Origin of the sequence: Enterocloster clostridioformis (assembly GCF_020297485.1) — a bacterium.
GTDB classification, from domain to species: Bacteria; Bacillota; Clostridia; order Lachnospirales; family Lachnospiraceae; genus Enterocloster; species Enterocloster clostridioformis.
Window position 1 is genome coordinate 1,568,011 of the sequence record NZ_JAIWZC010000001.1, and the last position, 15,316, is coordinate 1,583,326.

The 15,316-nt window shown below is 51.1% G+C and carries 11 protein-coding genes; 1 reads left to right on the forward strand and 10 read right to left on the reverse strand.

The window, feature by feature from the left end:
- Window positions 1-93: 93 nt before the first annotated feature.
- From LA360_RS07765 to nox, 10 genes are all read right to left on the reverse strand, one after another.
- A complete protein-coding gene (locus LA360_RS07765; protein WP_002583916.1) occupies window positions 94-1,323 on the reverse strand; it encodes an FtsW/RodA/SpoVE family cell cycle protein in 1,230 nt (409 codons plus the stop codon).
- Window positions 1,324-1,336: 13 nt separating this feature from the next.
- Window positions 1,337-2,695: a UDP-N-acetylmuramoyl-L-alanine--D-glutamate ligase gene (gene murD, locus LA360_RS07770; protein WP_022203316.1), complete on the reverse strand. Its 1,359-nt coding sequence runs from the start codon at window positions 2,693-2,695 to the stop codon at window positions 1,337-1,339.
- Between the two features lie 70 nt (window positions 2,696-2,765).
- Window positions 2,766-3,734, reverse strand: a complete 969-nt coding sequence (gene mraY / locus LA360_RS07775) for a phospho-N-acetylmuramoyl-pentapeptide-transferase (protein WP_002583918.1) — start codon at window positions 3,732-3,734, stop codon at window positions 2,766-2,768.
- Window positions 3,735-3,804: 70 nt separating this feature from the next.
- A complete protein-coding gene (locus LA360_RS07780; RefSeq protein WP_089774582.1) occupies window positions 3,805-5,595 on the reverse strand; it encodes a peptidoglycan D,D-transpeptidase FtsI family protein in 1,791 nt (596 codons plus the stop codon).
- A gap of 71 nt (window positions 5,596-5,666) precedes the next feature.
- Window positions 5,667-8,066 carry a penicillin-binding transpeptidase domain-containing protein gene (locus LA360_RS07785; protein WP_089774584.1) on the reverse strand — a complete coding sequence of 800 codons (2,400 nt, stop codon included), beginning with the start codon at window positions 8,064-8,066 and terminating at the stop codon, window positions 5,667-5,669.
- Between the two features lie 13 nt (window positions 8,067-8,079).
- Entirely contained in the window at window positions 8,080-8,610 is a 531-nt protein-coding gene (locus LA360_RS07790) for a septum formation initiator family protein (RefSeq protein WP_057571587.1), read from the reverse strand.
- Window positions 8,611-8,719: 109 nt separating this feature from the next.
- Entirely contained in the window at window positions 8,720-9,667 is a 948-nt protein-coding gene (gene rsmH, locus LA360_RS07795) for a 16S rRNA (cytosine(1402)-N(4))-methyltransferase RsmH (protein WP_022203320.1), read from the reverse strand.
- Window positions 9,667-10,092 carry a division/cell wall cluster transcriptional repressor MraZ gene (gene mraZ / locus LA360_RS07800; RefSeq protein WP_002567056.1) on the reverse strand — a complete coding sequence of 142 codons (426 nt, stop codon included), beginning with the start codon at window positions 10,090-10,092 and terminating at the stop codon, window positions 9,667-9,669. The genes rsmH and mraZ overlap by 1 nt, the downstream gene beginning before the upstream one ends.
- A 365-nt stretch (window positions 10,093-10,457) precedes the next feature.
- Window positions 10,458-11,348: a prolipoprotein diacylglyceryl transferase gene (gene lgt, locus LA360_RS07805; protein WP_022203321.1), complete on the reverse strand. Its 891-nt coding sequence runs from the start codon at window positions 11,346-11,348 to the stop codon at window positions 10,458-10,460.
- A 146-nt stretch (window positions 11,349-11,494) separates the two neighbouring features.
- On the reverse strand, window positions 11,495-12,832 hold the full coding sequence (nox, locus tag LA360_RS07810; protein WP_057571586.1) for a H2O-forming NADH oxidase: 1,338 nt from the start codon (window positions 12,830-12,832) through the stop codon (window positions 11,495-11,497).
- A gap of 1,266 nt (window positions 12,833-14,098) precedes the next feature.
- On the opposite strand from nox, the gene ychF reads away from it, so the two are divergent.
- On the forward strand, window positions 14,099-15,196 hold the full coding sequence (gene ychF / locus LA360_RS07815; RefSeq protein ID WP_022202029.1) for a redox-regulated ATPase YchF: 1,098 nt from the start codon (window positions 14,099-14,101) through the stop codon (window positions 15,194-15,196).
- Window positions 15,197-15,316 lie beyond the last annotated feature (120 nt).

Below are 15,316 nucleotides of genomic sequence, written 5' to 3' on the forward strand. Positions count from 1 at the left end.
TGGGGCACCTCCTGGTATCTATGCCTTCCGTAGAAAACACCTTCTACTTAAAGCATATGCCGGGACGTGCCCGCTTGTGCGGTATTCTTGCTGTTACTTTTCAAGTTTTATCTGGTTGGACACGCTCAGGACGATTCCCATTTCCATCAAAAGGAACAGCACCGACGTTCCCCCGTAACTGATAAATGGAAGGGTGATTCCCGTATTGGGAATGGTGTTGGTCACCACCGCTATATTCAGGATAACCTGAATGGCAATGTGTCCCATGACGCCCACCACCAGCAGGGCCCCGAACAAATCAGGGGCATTATTGGCTATAATCATAAACCTGTAGATCATGAACAGGAATATGAGGATAATGGACACAGCCCCAAACAGCCCCAGCTCCTCGCATATAATGGCAAATATCATATCGTTCTGGGACTCCGGCAAAAAGCCCAGCTTCTGTATGCTCTCCCCCAGCCCCTGGCCCACCAGTCCGCCGGATCCAATGGCATAGAGTCCCTGGAGAACCTGGAATCCCTTGTCCGTAGGGTCGGATTCCGGATTGAGCCACGCCTCGATTCGCCGGTACTGATACGGCTGCAGAAGTCCCACCGTGGTCAGAAATTTGCCAATGGGCCCGGCAAAGGCCAAAGTGGTGAGTCCCAGGGCACCGATGGAGAAAAAAGGCCATTTCACCTTACAGGACACGAACAGCATGACAAAAGCGATCCCGCAGACAATGATGCCGGAGCTTAAGTTGTTCATGGCTACCAGGCCTGCTATGGGCAGGGTCAGAGCCACTATATATCCCATATTTTTCCATTTATTAATCTTCATTCCCATGGTGGTAATCACCGCAGCCAGAAGCACGATCAGGGCTATCTTGACAAACTCCGTGGGCTGGAAGCTTAATGGCCCCACTCCCAGCCAGCGTTTCTTGCCGTTGACCTCACGGCCAAACAGGCTCACCGCAATCATAAGTATGTATGACATGAGATAGGCAAACACGGAGAACCTGGCAAATATATGATAATCTATCTTGGAAATGATGAGCATGGCCACCAGTCCCACCGCCGCGATTCCCGCCTGCCTCTGCATGAAATATGCACCGTTTCCGTTATATGCCTTACTCAGCTGCGCTGAATAGGAACTGGCGCTGTAAATCATTACCAGCCCGAAGGCTGTCAGGAAAATGATGCAGAACAAAAGGCTGTAATCATAAAAACGCTTTGCCTTCTTCTTTTTCTTTGGCATCTGCTGCTCCACCCGGTCCCCGTTCCCGGCCGGCCGTCTCATCTGGCCAGAGGGTCCGGCTGCCGTCTGCACCTTTCCCGCCATACGCATTTACCTCCTACAAAGCCATGACGCACTCCTTAAAGACGCGTCCCCGCTCTTCATAATTTTTAAACATACCCCAGCTGGCGCAGGCGGGGCTTAACAGTACATAATCTCCGATGTCCGCATACACGGCGCATACCTGCACTGCCTCCTGCATATCTTCCGCATACATGATTTCCGTGAAACCATGCTTCTTAGCACACTCCGCGATCTTATCCCTGGTCTGTCCTATGAGCACCAGATATCTCACCTTGCCCTCAAACTCGGACACCCACTCATCATACTCGCTGTTCTTATCATAGCCTCCCGCAATGAGAAGGGTGGGGCCCGGCATGGCCCTGAGAGCCTGGATGGCGGCATCCGGGTTGGTTCCCTTGGAATCGTTATAATACCTGACCCCGGTGCGCTCCCTTACGAACTCGATTCTGTGCTCCACCGGATGAAAGCCCTCAATGACCCTTGTAATGTCAGACATGGGAACCCCCATCTCCAGGGCAATGGCTGCCGCCGCCATGGCATTCTCATAATTATGGCGTCCCAGAAGCTGCATGTCATGAACATTGACCACAACGGTCTGACGGCCGTTCCGGCAGTACACGATATTATCCCCGTCCATGCAGAAACCGTCCTTTAAGGTTTCCCTGCCGGAGAACCAGATAACCCTGGGCTTAAGCTCCGGATTCTGGCCAAACTCCCTGAGGACAGAATCGTCGTAGTTGAGCACCACCGCATCCTCCTTTGTCTGGTTCAGGGTAATGCACTCCTTGATGCGGATATAGTTTTCCATGGTGCCATGCCGGTTCAGATGGTCCGGCGTGATGTTTAAAATCGCGCTGACATTTGGCTTAAAATCCATGATGGTCTCCAGCTGGAAGCTGGACACCTCTGCCACGGTCACGGAATCCTCAGTCATCTCCAAAACCTTGGAGGTGTAGGGATCGCCAATATTTCCCACCACAAATGTCTCCTCATAGCGGGCCTTTAATATCTCCCCTGTAAGGGCTGTGGTAGTGGTCTTTCCGTTGGTTCCCGTAATGGCGGCCAGCTTCCCCAGGCCGCACTGGTAGGCCAGCTCAATCTCTCCCAGAATGGGAATCTTGGCATCGTCCACCACGGCCACAAAAGGACTGTCAAGAGGAATACCGGGGCTGATAATACACAGCTCCACTCCCAGCAGGTCGGAACGCTTGATCTCCCCCAGGACCACGTTTACCTTTGCACCCCTGTCAAATTTCTCTTTGATATCTTCTTCCTTCAAGGCGGCATTGCCGTCATAAAGCACCACATCGCCGCCCCGTTCCAGAACCAGCTTCGCAGCGGCAATGCCGCTGATTCCCGTTCCAGCCACTAAAACTCTCTGACTTTGGTTCATTTGTCAACTAACCTCCTCGTTATGAACACTCAGAGACCGTATTTTGGTCTCTTACGTGCGATACTAATATCTACAGCCCCAGGTAAGCCACCATGCAGAGGATGGCAGTCACGATGGCGAATACAGCCACCACCCTTGTCTCCGACCATCCGCACAGCTCAAAATGGTGGTGGATGGGCGCCATTTTAAAAATACGCTTGCCGCCGGTGCGCTTAAAATAGGTCACCTGGATGATGACGGACAGCACCTCAACCAAATAGATGAGTCCTATGATGGGAATAAACAAAGGCATGCGCATCATGTAGCAGGAAGCAGCCACAAAGCCGCCCAGGGCCAGGGAACCGGTATCGCCCATGAACACCTTGGCCGGATATACATTGAACAGCAAAAATCCCAGCAGGCTTCCCACCACCGCTCCCGTTATGGGGCTGATGCCCATGTCCTCGCCGATGGCCACAATGGTAAGAAAGGTGGCAACCAGTATGGTGACGCTTGTACAGAGACCATCCAGGCCGTCTGTAAAATTCACTCCGTTATCCGTACCCAGCATGATGAAGAACAGTGCGGGAACAAAGAAAATTCCCAGAGACAGGAAGCTGCCCCCGTCAAAACCGCCCGTAAAAGGAATCAGCATATCCGTACCCACTTCCCCGCTGTTAAGCAGGTACCAGGCGAAGATGCCTGTGATGATGAACTGGCCCACTAACTTCTGCATGGGCTTCAGCCCCTCGGAGCGCTTCATCACAATCTTGATATAATCATCCAGAAAACCGATAATGCCAAATCCTACCGTAACAAACAGCACGGGAATGATTTTAGGATAACCGGGGATATAAAAGACAGATGTAATGATGATGCTGCTGAGTATAATCAGGCCGCCCATGGTAGGCGTTCCCTGTTTTTTCAGATGGCTCTGTGGTCCTTCGTCCCTGACCTGCTGCCCGAATTTAAGCTTGTGCAGGAAGGGGATGATAATGGGGCAAAGCAATGCGCTGATGGCAAATGCAATGATAATAGCTAGTATGGTTTCATGAATCATAAAGGCACCTCAATCTCATATGTATGTCTTATTTGGTAATTAGTATACGTCTTTTTCCGGGAATAATCAACTATGGATTGGAAAGGTGCACAGCAGTTTCTTCCTGTACTGCCTCAATTCCCAGATAAGGAAGTATATTCTTAAATAAATCTCCGACCACCGGGGCAGCTATGGTTCCGCCGTAATAAATCCCTTCCGGCTCATCAATGGTAATGAGCGCCATAACCTGCGGATTGTCGGCCGGAGCAAAGCCGATAAAGGACGAAATATATTTTTTAAGGCTTCGCGGAAGCTTCTCCGACGTGGCTGTTTTGCCGCCTATGCGGTATCCCTCTAACTTTGCCTTCTTGCCGCTTCCCTCCGATACCACCTGCTCCAGCACATACCGCATGGTGGCGCTGGTCTCCTCTGACAGGATTCTTCCTCCGGAGGGATAATCCAGCTTATGGACCGATGTACCGTCGGCGCTCACGGTCTCCACGCCGAAATGAGGGGTTACCCGGTTCCCTCCGTTGACAATGGAGGCTGCCGTAGTAATAAGCTGGACGGGGGTAATCTGGAAGGACTGTCCAAAGGAAACCGTGGCCAGCTCCACCAGCCCCATGTTTTCTTTTTTGTGCATGATGGTGGCTGCCTCGCCGGGCAGGTCGATTCCCGTCTTTCCCTTCAGACCGAACTGGGTAAAATACTTGTAATAGCCATCCACGCCCAGGCGCTGCCCCACATCAATGAACACCGGGTTGCAGGAGTTCATGGCTCCCTGCAGAAAGGTTTCGGCCCCGTGCCCCCCCACTTTATGGCACCTTATCTTCCGGTCCTCCACCACCCTGAATCCGGGGCAGGAGAACTGGTCTGTCAGCTTTACCACGCCGGATTCCAGACCGGCTGCCGCCGTGATGATTTTGAAGGTGGAACCAGGCTCATAGGTATCATTGATGCAGGTATTCCTCCACATCTGGTTTAACAGCTCCTGTTTGCCGGCTCCCGTGGCCCCCTGGTTCCCGGCAGCCATCTCCTGGAGGCTCTGGCTTCGAAGGTTCTGGTTCAGTGTGAAGGGATCGTTCAGATTAAACTCCGGCACATTGACCATGGCCATCAGCTCTCCGTTCTGTGGATTCATGACAATGATGGATACCTTTTTGGCATTTTTCTTCTCCAGCACCTGGTAGGCCAGCTGCTCCGCGTATTTCTGTATATTCACATCCAGGCTGATGTGAAGGTCATTACCCGGTATGGGTTCAATCCTGTCCTCTGCGGCATTCTCTATCTCCACGCCTTTGGCGTCGGACATGGTGAGTATCTTTCCGTTCATCCCTTTCAGATATTTCTCGTACTTTACTTCCAGGCCGATGATACCCTGGTTGTCTCCCCCGGTAAACCCCAGGACCTTGGAAGCCAGACTGTCGTAGGGATAATACCGTTTGTAGTCCTCATCCACCTTGACGCCCGCCAGCCGGTAGGACCGTATCTGGTCCCCCAGCTCTTTGTCCACATTGGTCTTGATGATTTCCCTTGAACTGCGTTTCTCCACCCGTTTTCTCACCAGTTCCTCATCCAGGTCCAGTTCATCACACAGTACCCGTATGACCTGTTCCCGGTCCTTTACCTGATTGTATATAACGGAAATGGTACACACCGTCCTGTTATCCGCAATAACCACCCCATTGGCGTCAATAATAAGCCCTCTGGCCGCCTTAATGGTACGCTCCCTCTGGTGAAGGTCCTCCGCCATGGCGCTGTAGTGCTCGGAGCAGAACAGCATAAGAAAGCCAAGCCGTCCTGACAGGCTCACCATGACAATGGCTATGAGCAGTGCCAGGACGGCTATATTCTTTCTGTGTTTCGTTAAATTAGAATACATGAGCAGCTCCGGTGTCCATCATTGTTAATAATATATTGGAGCCCGTCACATTTTATGAATCTTTCTCCTGATTACTCAGACTGCCCGGCAGTTTCCTCCGCTGCGGAAGGTTCTGCTGCCTGGCTGCTTTCCCGGCCGGGACCTGCCTGGCCGCTGCTTTCATTGGGTCTGCGGGGCGGGGCCTGCGCGGGAAGGGATTCGGGACCTGTTCCCGCTCCGCTCCCGTCCTCAGCCGCGGTGGGTACTGCATCCGGCACGCCGCTGCCCGCGCCCTCCCCTTCATCCCCGCCCGGCATGTATTCATCTGTCTCATACTGCTTCTCTGTCTCAGCCGGAGTCTCCTCGGTTCCCTCTGCGCCTTCCGCCTCTGTAGCCGGCTCATTAATGCCCTCTGAGGACGGCAGACTCTCCTGGAGCGCCTCATTTTCGGGGAGGTCCTTGGTGGGGAATATGTTTAAATAAGGAAGTATTTCTGTCATGATTTTGGAGAAAACAGCGCTTGCATAGGAACTGTGAGCCTGCTGCTCTCCCGGCGGATAATTTGGCGTGTCAATGACCACGTACACGAACACCTGGGGATCCTCAATGGGCGCGAACCCGGCAAAGGATACCAGATAATTCTTGGCGCTTCGGGGCTGCTTCTCAGCCGTACCCGTCTTGCCGCCCACATCGTAGCCAATGACCTGGGCCGCCTTTCCCGTACCTGCCTCAACCGTCTGGAACATGGCCTCCTTCAGGAAATCAGAGGTGGACTGGGATACGGTCTCCCGCACCAGCACAGGCTCTTTTTTCTCCACCACAGACCCCTGTTCATTGAGAATCTGCTTCACCACATGAGGTTCATAGTAGGAACCGCCGTTTAAGACAGAGCAGAAGGCCGCTGACAGCTGCACCATGGTACAGTTGTAGTTCTGTCCAAAGGCATTGGTCGCCAGGTCCGTAGGCCCGATGTTGTCCGCGCTGTAAACCAGTCCGCTGGTGTCCGCCTCGCCTGGCAGGTCAATGCCTGTCTTGTCGCCAAACCCAAAGATGCCCTGATATTTGGTAAAACGCTCTCTTCCTATCATGGCTCCAATGCGCATCATGGCCACATTGCAGGACTGCATCAGGGATTCCTGGAGGTTCAGCCATCCATGGCCGCCCCTGCGCCAGGCCGTACACTTGATATCATTGTCTCCCACATGGAGGTAACCGGTACACTCAAAGCTTTCATTTCCCTTAAGCACCCCTTCCTCCAGGCCGGTGGCCACGGTAAATATCTTGGAAGGCGAACCCGGTTCATAGGTATCGCTGACGCAGAAATTCCTCCATATCTGGTTCCACGCCACCTGCTGCCCGTAGGAAATCACATCTTCCCTGGAAAAATGCTCCAGCACCTGGTCCTCGGTAATGACCGCGCCGTCATTTTCCCGCCGGTACACAGCCACTGCCTCCTTTTTCCCCAGGTCAAACAAATCCTGCTCCGTATAGCCGGATACGTCCCTGGGATTATTCAGATCGAATTTATTGCTGGTTCCCATGGCCAGAATCTCCCCGTTGTTGGGATTCATGACAATGGCAGCCGTGACCTTGCTTCCCACATTGGTCTGCCACTCGTCAATATATTTCTGGACAATGTTCTGGATGTTCACATCAATGGTAGAGACCACAGTATTACCGCCCACGGCCGGCTTCACCACGCCCTCCAAATTAGAATCCTGGTCCAGGTATCCGTATTCACGTCCGTTTACTCCGATCAGGCTGCTGTTATAATACTGCTCAATGCCTCCGGTACCCACGCTTCCGTCGCTGCTGGTAAAGCCTATGACATTGCAGGCCAGGGAATTATAGGGATAAATACGCTTGTATTCATCCTCAAACCAAATACCCTTAACCCGCTTCTTAGCCTCCGCGTCGTTATCGCTCCTGCGGTAGGCTTCATTTGTCTCTTTTGCCATCTGTTCAAAGGCCACCCTCTGGTCATAGGTGAGCTGGCGTCCCTTATTGTATCTGAGATAGGCTGATTCCCGCCGCTCCTCAATCAGGGTCCGCAGTTCCCCCGCGTCAAAACCAAAGTTGGTGACCAGGGCCTGTATCGTGGGTTCCAGATAGTTTTCCGGGTCCGACATGATCTGGCCCGGATCAATAATCAGATTGTAAACCTTCTCGCTGGTAGCCAGATAGGTGCCGTTCCTGTCCACAATGTCTCCCCGGCGGTACGGGATGATACGGCTGTCATACTCCTGCTGGCGCTGGGAGAGCACGATTTTATTGTACTGCTCGTTGTTGTCCTTTATGATCCGGTACAAAATCATGACTAATGCAAATAAAGCCAGCGTAATCACCAGGACGGTGATTGCCAGCTTCTCTTGAATATACTTGGGATAATAATACTTCCCCCGTTGATTGTTCCGTTGTTCATTTCTGTACTGTTCCTGATCCCTGGGGCCGTTCGTGCTGTCCTTCCTGCTGCCGCTGCTGCCTTTCCCCATACGGCCCCCGGATTTAGTGTTCTGGGATGTCTTCATACTGTCTTACATACTCGCTTTCTGTCTTGTCATATAACAGCACCTGGTCCTTCTTGGCATACACCATTCCCAGCTCCTTGGTGGCAATCTCATATATCTTGTTGAGGTCGATGCTGGTATTGATGCTGGTCTCCAGGGCGTCGTTCTCCGCCTTAAGCTGTTCCAGCTCTGCCTCCATCTGCTCAATATGGTGCATCCTGGCCGTGATGGAGGACTGCACATGGAGGTAGTTGATACAGAGGTATAAGGTAAATACAGACGCAATGGTAAGCATGATGACATATGGAAGGTCCATATACATGGCACGCTCCTGATTGCGGCGGATCCGGTGATTACTCCGGACCGACTGGCTGCCTGATGGTTTCCCCTGCCTGGTCTCCTGCTTTGGAGCGCTCTGGGGCCTTAGCTTTGGTGCGGCAGAACCCTGTACATAATCATTGCCGTACATGGGTCTGGTATTTCTACGTGTATTCCTGCGTCCTGACGACGCCTGCGCCCTTGCAGCCATAACCTTATCCTCCCTTCTGTCTGAATCCGGCAGCCGGCACCGGCCGGTCTTTCCTGCTGCCTGCTGTCTTTCGTAATCTCAATGACCGGAAAAAGGTCTTGTCTTCTGACTAAGACTGTCCCCGCTCAAAGACGCGCAGCTTTGCGCTTTTAGAGCGGCTGTTTTCCTCCAGTTCTTCATCTGACGGCAATATGGGTTTTCTGGACACCACTTTCCCTTTGCTCTTTCGTCCGCACACACAGACAGGAAAATCAGGAGGACAGATACAGGGATTCTCATTTAACCGGAACCGGTTCTTCACAATCCTGTCTTCCAGGGAATGGAAGGTAATGATACTGAGACGGCCTCCCGGATTCAGAAGGTCTATCATGGTATCAATGGACTGCTCTAAAACCTCCAGTTCATGGTTACACTCAATCCGGATGGCCTGAAAGGTCCGTTTGGCCGGATGGCCTCCCGTTGCCCTTACCCTGGCCGGAATGGCTCCCTTTATGATCTCCGCCAGCTCCCCGGTAGTCTCTATGGGGTGTTCTCCTCTTGCCCTTACAATGTGCTTTGCTATGTTCTTTGCAAAATTATCCTCTCCGTAATCCCGGATAATCCTGTACAGCTCCATCTCGCTGTAGGTATTAATGATATGGGCGGCCGTGACATCGTTCCTCTGGTCCATTCTCATGTCGAGAGGCGCGTCCTCACGGTAGGTAAATCCCCTGGAAGCCGTATCCAGCTGATAGGAGGATACTCCCAGATCCAGATAAATCCCATCCACTCCTTCAATCTCCAAATCCTTCAGTACTTCCTTAATATTGGCGTAATTGCTTCTGACAATGGTCGCCTTGTCCTGAAACGGCAGAAGCCGTTTCCCGGCCGCCTCTATGGCGTCCGCGTCCTGGTCTATGCCAATCAGCTTACCGCTGCCCAAACGCTTACACACCTCATAGGCATGTCCGCCGCCGCCCAGGGTGCCGTCCACATACAAACCTCCCGGCTTGATATTCAGACTTCCCACTGTCTCATATAAAAGTACGGACTTATGTACAAATGTTGATTCCTCCATTAAATTCCCAAACCTTCCATATGTTCTGCAATCTCTTCCATATCATCAAAGGTGTTTGCATCCAGCCACTTATCCTTACTCCATATTTCAATGCGGCTGCCCACACCTACCAGTACAGCATCCTTCTCGATTCCGGCAAACTCCCGAAGAACAGCCGGAAGGAGAATCCTTCCCTGCTTGTCTACTTCACAGGTGGTAGCTCCTGCTAAGAGGAAACGTGAAAACTTACGTCCGGCGGCATTGGTAAGGGGCAGTGTGCGAAGCTTTTCTTCAAGGGCAGCCCATTCTGAATTCTCATACACAAAAAGGCAGTTATCAAGGCCCTTCGTAACAACGAATTCATCGCCTAACTGCTCTCTGAATTTGGAAGGTACGATAAGCCGTCCCTTCGCATCGACTGTATGATTGTACTCACCCATGAACATAACTTATCACCTGCCGTACACCGGAGCGGTAGTGGAGGATTGTGGGAGACATCCGAAATCCCCCACTTCATCCACTTAACAACCATCTTCTACCACTTTGCACCACTTTCTACCACTTGTATGTCCATCATAGTACAGATTTTGGGAAATGGCAAGAAGTTTTTACGGAAATCTCATAAAAAAATTGCGAAAAAATAAGGCAGCTGCGGGCTTTTCCGCAACTGCCTCTATATGTGGGACGAGTCCCGCAGCAGACACAAAATATTGATTTTTCCAGCCTTTCATGCCCCTGGTGGGGGACAATCCCATGATTTTCACCACCACTTTCCTGCCGATTTCCCAAAAGTGGGGGATGAGTGCGTATCTTAGGCGGATTCCTCCACTTTGTCCCCCTTTTTCGGGTGACGATGGCGGTAAACAATCACTGCCGCCGACACGCCCAACAGCACAGCCGATAAAAGCTGCGACACGGCAAATTCCGTTCCCGGAATCCTTAACTGGTCCGTCCTCAGACCTTCAATCCAAACCCTTCCCAGTCCGTACCCAAAGAAATACACCCACAGCATCTCCCCTTCAAACTTCTTACGCTTCCTGTACCACAGCATGAACATCAGCACGCCCAGGTTCCAAAGGGATTCATACAGGAAGGTGGGATGCACCTGGATATAGGCCATCCCATTCTCCACAATCTCATTGTCCACAAGCTGCTGGGATATCATGGCGGGATTCACCAGGCTTTTCCGGATTCGCATGGCAAACAGGTTATCCGTATACCCGCCGAAGGCTTCACAGTTGAAGAAATTCCCCCACCTGCCGATCATCTGTCCTGTAATCAGGCCCAGGACGCCGCTGTCAGCCATGGAGAAAAAGGACAGCTTCCTTTTCTTAGTAAATACGATAAGGGTCAGGGCCGCCGCAATGACACCCCCGTAAATAGCCAGTCCGCCTGCCCTGAGGTTAAATATCTGCAGCAAATCATCCTTATAATTAGCCCAGTCGAAAATAACATAGTAGGCCCTGGCCCCCATGATGGAGAATATAATGGCGTAAAGCGCAAAATCCAGATAAATATCCGGGTCCTGCCCTCTTCTCTTGGCGTCTGAGCACGCAATGGCCATGCCGGCCAGTATCCCAAGCCCTATGATGATACCGTAAAACGCAATCCTGAACCCAAACACAGTGATACTGTTAGGCAGATGCTCTATGGTAATGCCCAGATTCACAAAACTCAAATCCGCTCCCGTAACTGCTTCCATAAAGAAAAATCTCCTTCCTTAGTGATATACTTTCCCATTTTACCCCGAAGCAGTATAAAAAGCAAGAAGGTATTTACCAGCCCCAATCCCCCCTGTTTGCCGGCCCCATTCCGGTTCCCAATTTCATCCGGTTCCCGGAATCCATCTTACTCAGCCCCCAGCGCCGCCATAGTCACATAGTTATAGGGCTTATTAAAATGTGGAAGGAAGAACAAATCAAACAGCTTCAGCTTATCTATGGTCACCTGTTCCTCCACTGCCATGGAGAACATGTGAATGCCCATGGAAACATCATAATCCGAGCACATCTGGGCTCCCAATATGATCCTGGATTTCCTGTCATATACAATGCGTATCTTCACCTTATGGTTTCCGTTCTCCATAAACTCAGCCTTCTGCCAGTCCTCATAATCAGCCGCCGCCGCGTCATACCCCATCCGCTCCGCCCTGGCCAGACTGATTCCCGTGCTGAGCATATGAAATCCCCATATGCTGATTCCATTGGAGCCCTGAACTCCCACGGATTCCAGAACCTTACCGCACGCGTTATGGGCCGCGATGATTCCGGAGCGCACCGCGTTGGTAGCCAGGGCAATATAATCCGCGGCCTGTATGGCATTGTTGTAAACCGTAGCGCAGTCCCCCACCGCATACACCCCAGGTACGCTTGTCTCCTGCCTGCGGTCCACCAGGAATGCCCCATTTCCAAAAGTCCTGAGCTTTCCCTGTCCAAGGGCTGTGTTAGGCTTAAACCCAATGCCGAACACCACCATATCCGCCTCATAACACCCCTGGTCCGTAACCACCCGTTCCACCCGTCTGCCGCCCTCCAGTCTCACCACCTTCTCACCAAAAGCCAGCTTCACGCCGTGCTCCTGCAGATTATGCGCCATCCTGTCGGAAAACTCCCTGTCATAGTATCCCGACAGGCATGTATCCGCCAGATCAATCAAAACCACCTCCCGGCCATTCCTCTTAAACGCCTCAGCCAGTTCCACACCTATATATCCGGCGCCCACCACGGCCACTTTTTTAACAGAAGTATCCTTAAGCTTTTCAATTACATCCCTGGCATTCTGATACAGCTTCACAAACTGCACATTATCCAGCTCCATCCCCTCAATCTCAGGGCGCAGCGGAACAGACCCGGTAGCCAGAATCAGTTTATCATACTCCTGCACAAAGTCCTCCCCGCCCTTTCCCCTGGCATATACAACCTTCCCGTCAAAATCAATTCTGGTAACCTCTGTCTCCATATGAATGACAGCGCCCTTTTCCTCAAAAGCCTCCTTACTGGAATAGAACAACCCCTCTGGCCCTGAAATCTGCCCGCCAATCCAAAGCGCCATACCGCACCCCAGAAAACTGATATTTGAGTTCCTGTCAAACGCCACCACTCTTTTCCCCGGAAACTGGTCCAATATCGTATTCAAAACCGCCGTCCCCCCATGGTTGGCCCCGATAACGACAATTGTTTCTTCCATATCTAATAACCTCCTGCTATCCTGAAATTTCAAATCTCACCTGACTGCCGAAATACTTAAATGCATAAATACTTAAATATTTAAACACTCAACTAAACATCATGTGGCCTGTATTTAAAAATACAATCATGACTATTATTGCCAGAAAAGCCAATATTATCAATCAACCCGCCTCACTCATCATGTACCATCGTTTCCATCTTTTTTAGTAAGTTCGGAGAACAGCTGATGCCCTATGTATTATATATTAAGAAGGAATCCTATCTAAATTGACAAGCCTTATCTAACAAATTCATCAAACAGTTATTTGTCTCTCAGTATATGTCAACGCCCTTCTTAATTGGCGAAGAAAAAATCTCGCTTTCAAAGTTCTTCTCATTTCTGATAACCTATAAATCCGTATCGCTTTCAATATGAGAAAACTCCTCCTTATTACCATTCACTCCTCTGCCAAATACATATATCATATGTAATATTTTCATGAGAAAATTCTTCATGTATTCAAAAGTTCCCTTTCCACCACACCACATCCTTGGGCTATGTTCTCTTACTATGTTCTCTTACTATGTCCTTGTACTATGCCCTTATACTATATCCTTGTACCATATCTCTATGCCATATCCTTACACCATGTCCTTATGTCATGTCATTGTGCTATGACTATATACAATGTCATTGCCTGTTCCTATCACCTCCTCTCTTCCCATATTCCCTTCCATCGGCCCCTTATGTGACGGAGAAAAAATCTCACATTATATATTCATCCTTACATTCAACTCATCCCTCTTCTCTCCTTATGGGAGGATGTGTCAGCGGACGAGGGAAAGAGCAGCCGGAAAATGAACAGACGGAAGCGGGGAGATTTGGCGATTTTTTCCGAGGGGCAACTGTCACTTAGCCGTAACCGGGGGCAAAGCAGTGGGCGGCTGAGGGCCTACACGGCCCGAAGCCGATGGCACATGGAGGAGAAATCATCAAGATTTCTCCGGAATTTGCCACTGTTCCCCTGCTTTGTCCCCGGTTACGGCTTAGAGACAGCACCCGAGGGAACCATGAGCCAAATCTCCCCGCCCCCGTCCGTTCATTTTCCCGATCCCCCGCCCCGTCCGCGTCCCCTCACCCCCATAACCCACTCACATTTTCCCCTTTAATTTCCCCCCTTTTTATGATATGATAATAAAGCTGTAATAGAATCAGAACGTCCCCGCCCAAAGCCCGGGCGTATTTGAACCATCATATAACACATACAGATAGGAAGGTAATCATATGAAATTAGGTATCGTAGGACTCCCCAACGTCGGCAAGAGTACCCTCTTCAATTCCTTGACAAAGGCAGGTGCGGAATCAGCCAACTACCCGTTCTGTACCATTGACCCCAACGTAGGCGTGGTTCCGGTTCCCGACGTCCGTCTGGACAAACTTACCGCCATGTACAACTCAGAAAAGACCACCCCAGCTGTCATCGAATTCGTGGACATTGCAGGTCTGGTAAAGGGCGCTTCCAAAGGTGAAGGTCTGGGCAACCAGTTCCTGTCCAACATCCGTGAGGTGGACGCCATTGTACATGTGGTACGCTGTTTTGACGATCCCAATGTGATTCATGTGGACGGCTGCATTGACCCCCTCCGCGACATTGAGACCATTAATCTGGAGCTGATTTTCTCCGACATTGAGATTTTGGAGCGACGCATTGCCAAGCAGTCCAAGGGTGCGTTCAACAACAAGGATCTGGCAAAGGAAGTGGAGCTGTTAAAAGCCATCAAGGCCCACCTGGAAGACGGAAAGCTGGCCCGCAGCTTTGAGCCGGATGACGATGATGCCAGGGAGTTCATCAATACCCTGAACCTTCTTACATGGAAACCCGTGATCTTTGCTGCCAATGTGGCCGAGGATGACCTTGCAGACGACGGCGCGGACAACCAGTATGTCCAGTCAGTCCGGGGATTTGCCGACGAGAACAACTGTGAAGTATTTGTTATCTGCGCTGAGATTGAACAGGAAATCGCTGAACTGGATGACGATGAGAAAAAGATGTTCTTAGACGACCTGGGCCTTACAGAGTCCGGTCTGGAGAAACTGATTGCGGCCAGCTACCGCATCCTGGGCCTTATGAGCTACCTGACAGCAGGTCCCCAGGAGAGCCGTGCATGGACCATCAAGGTGGGAACCAAGGCACCCCAGGCAGCAGGAAAGATTCACAGCGACTTTGAGCGTGGATTCATCCGCGCCGAGGTAGTCAACTACGACGACCTGATGGCCTGCGGCAGCATGAATGCGGCCAAGGAAAAGGGCCTGGTACGTTCCGAGGGCAAGGAATACGTCATGAGGGATGGCGACGTTGTGCTGTTCCGCTTTAATGTATAAGCAGCCATTGCCTCGCAGCTGTGAATAAATATATAACAGCAAAACGGCAATACCTCCTTGATGCCGCCGTTAACAATCAAAATTATTCCAAAATGAAACGGCGGCTCTGATTTCTCAAAA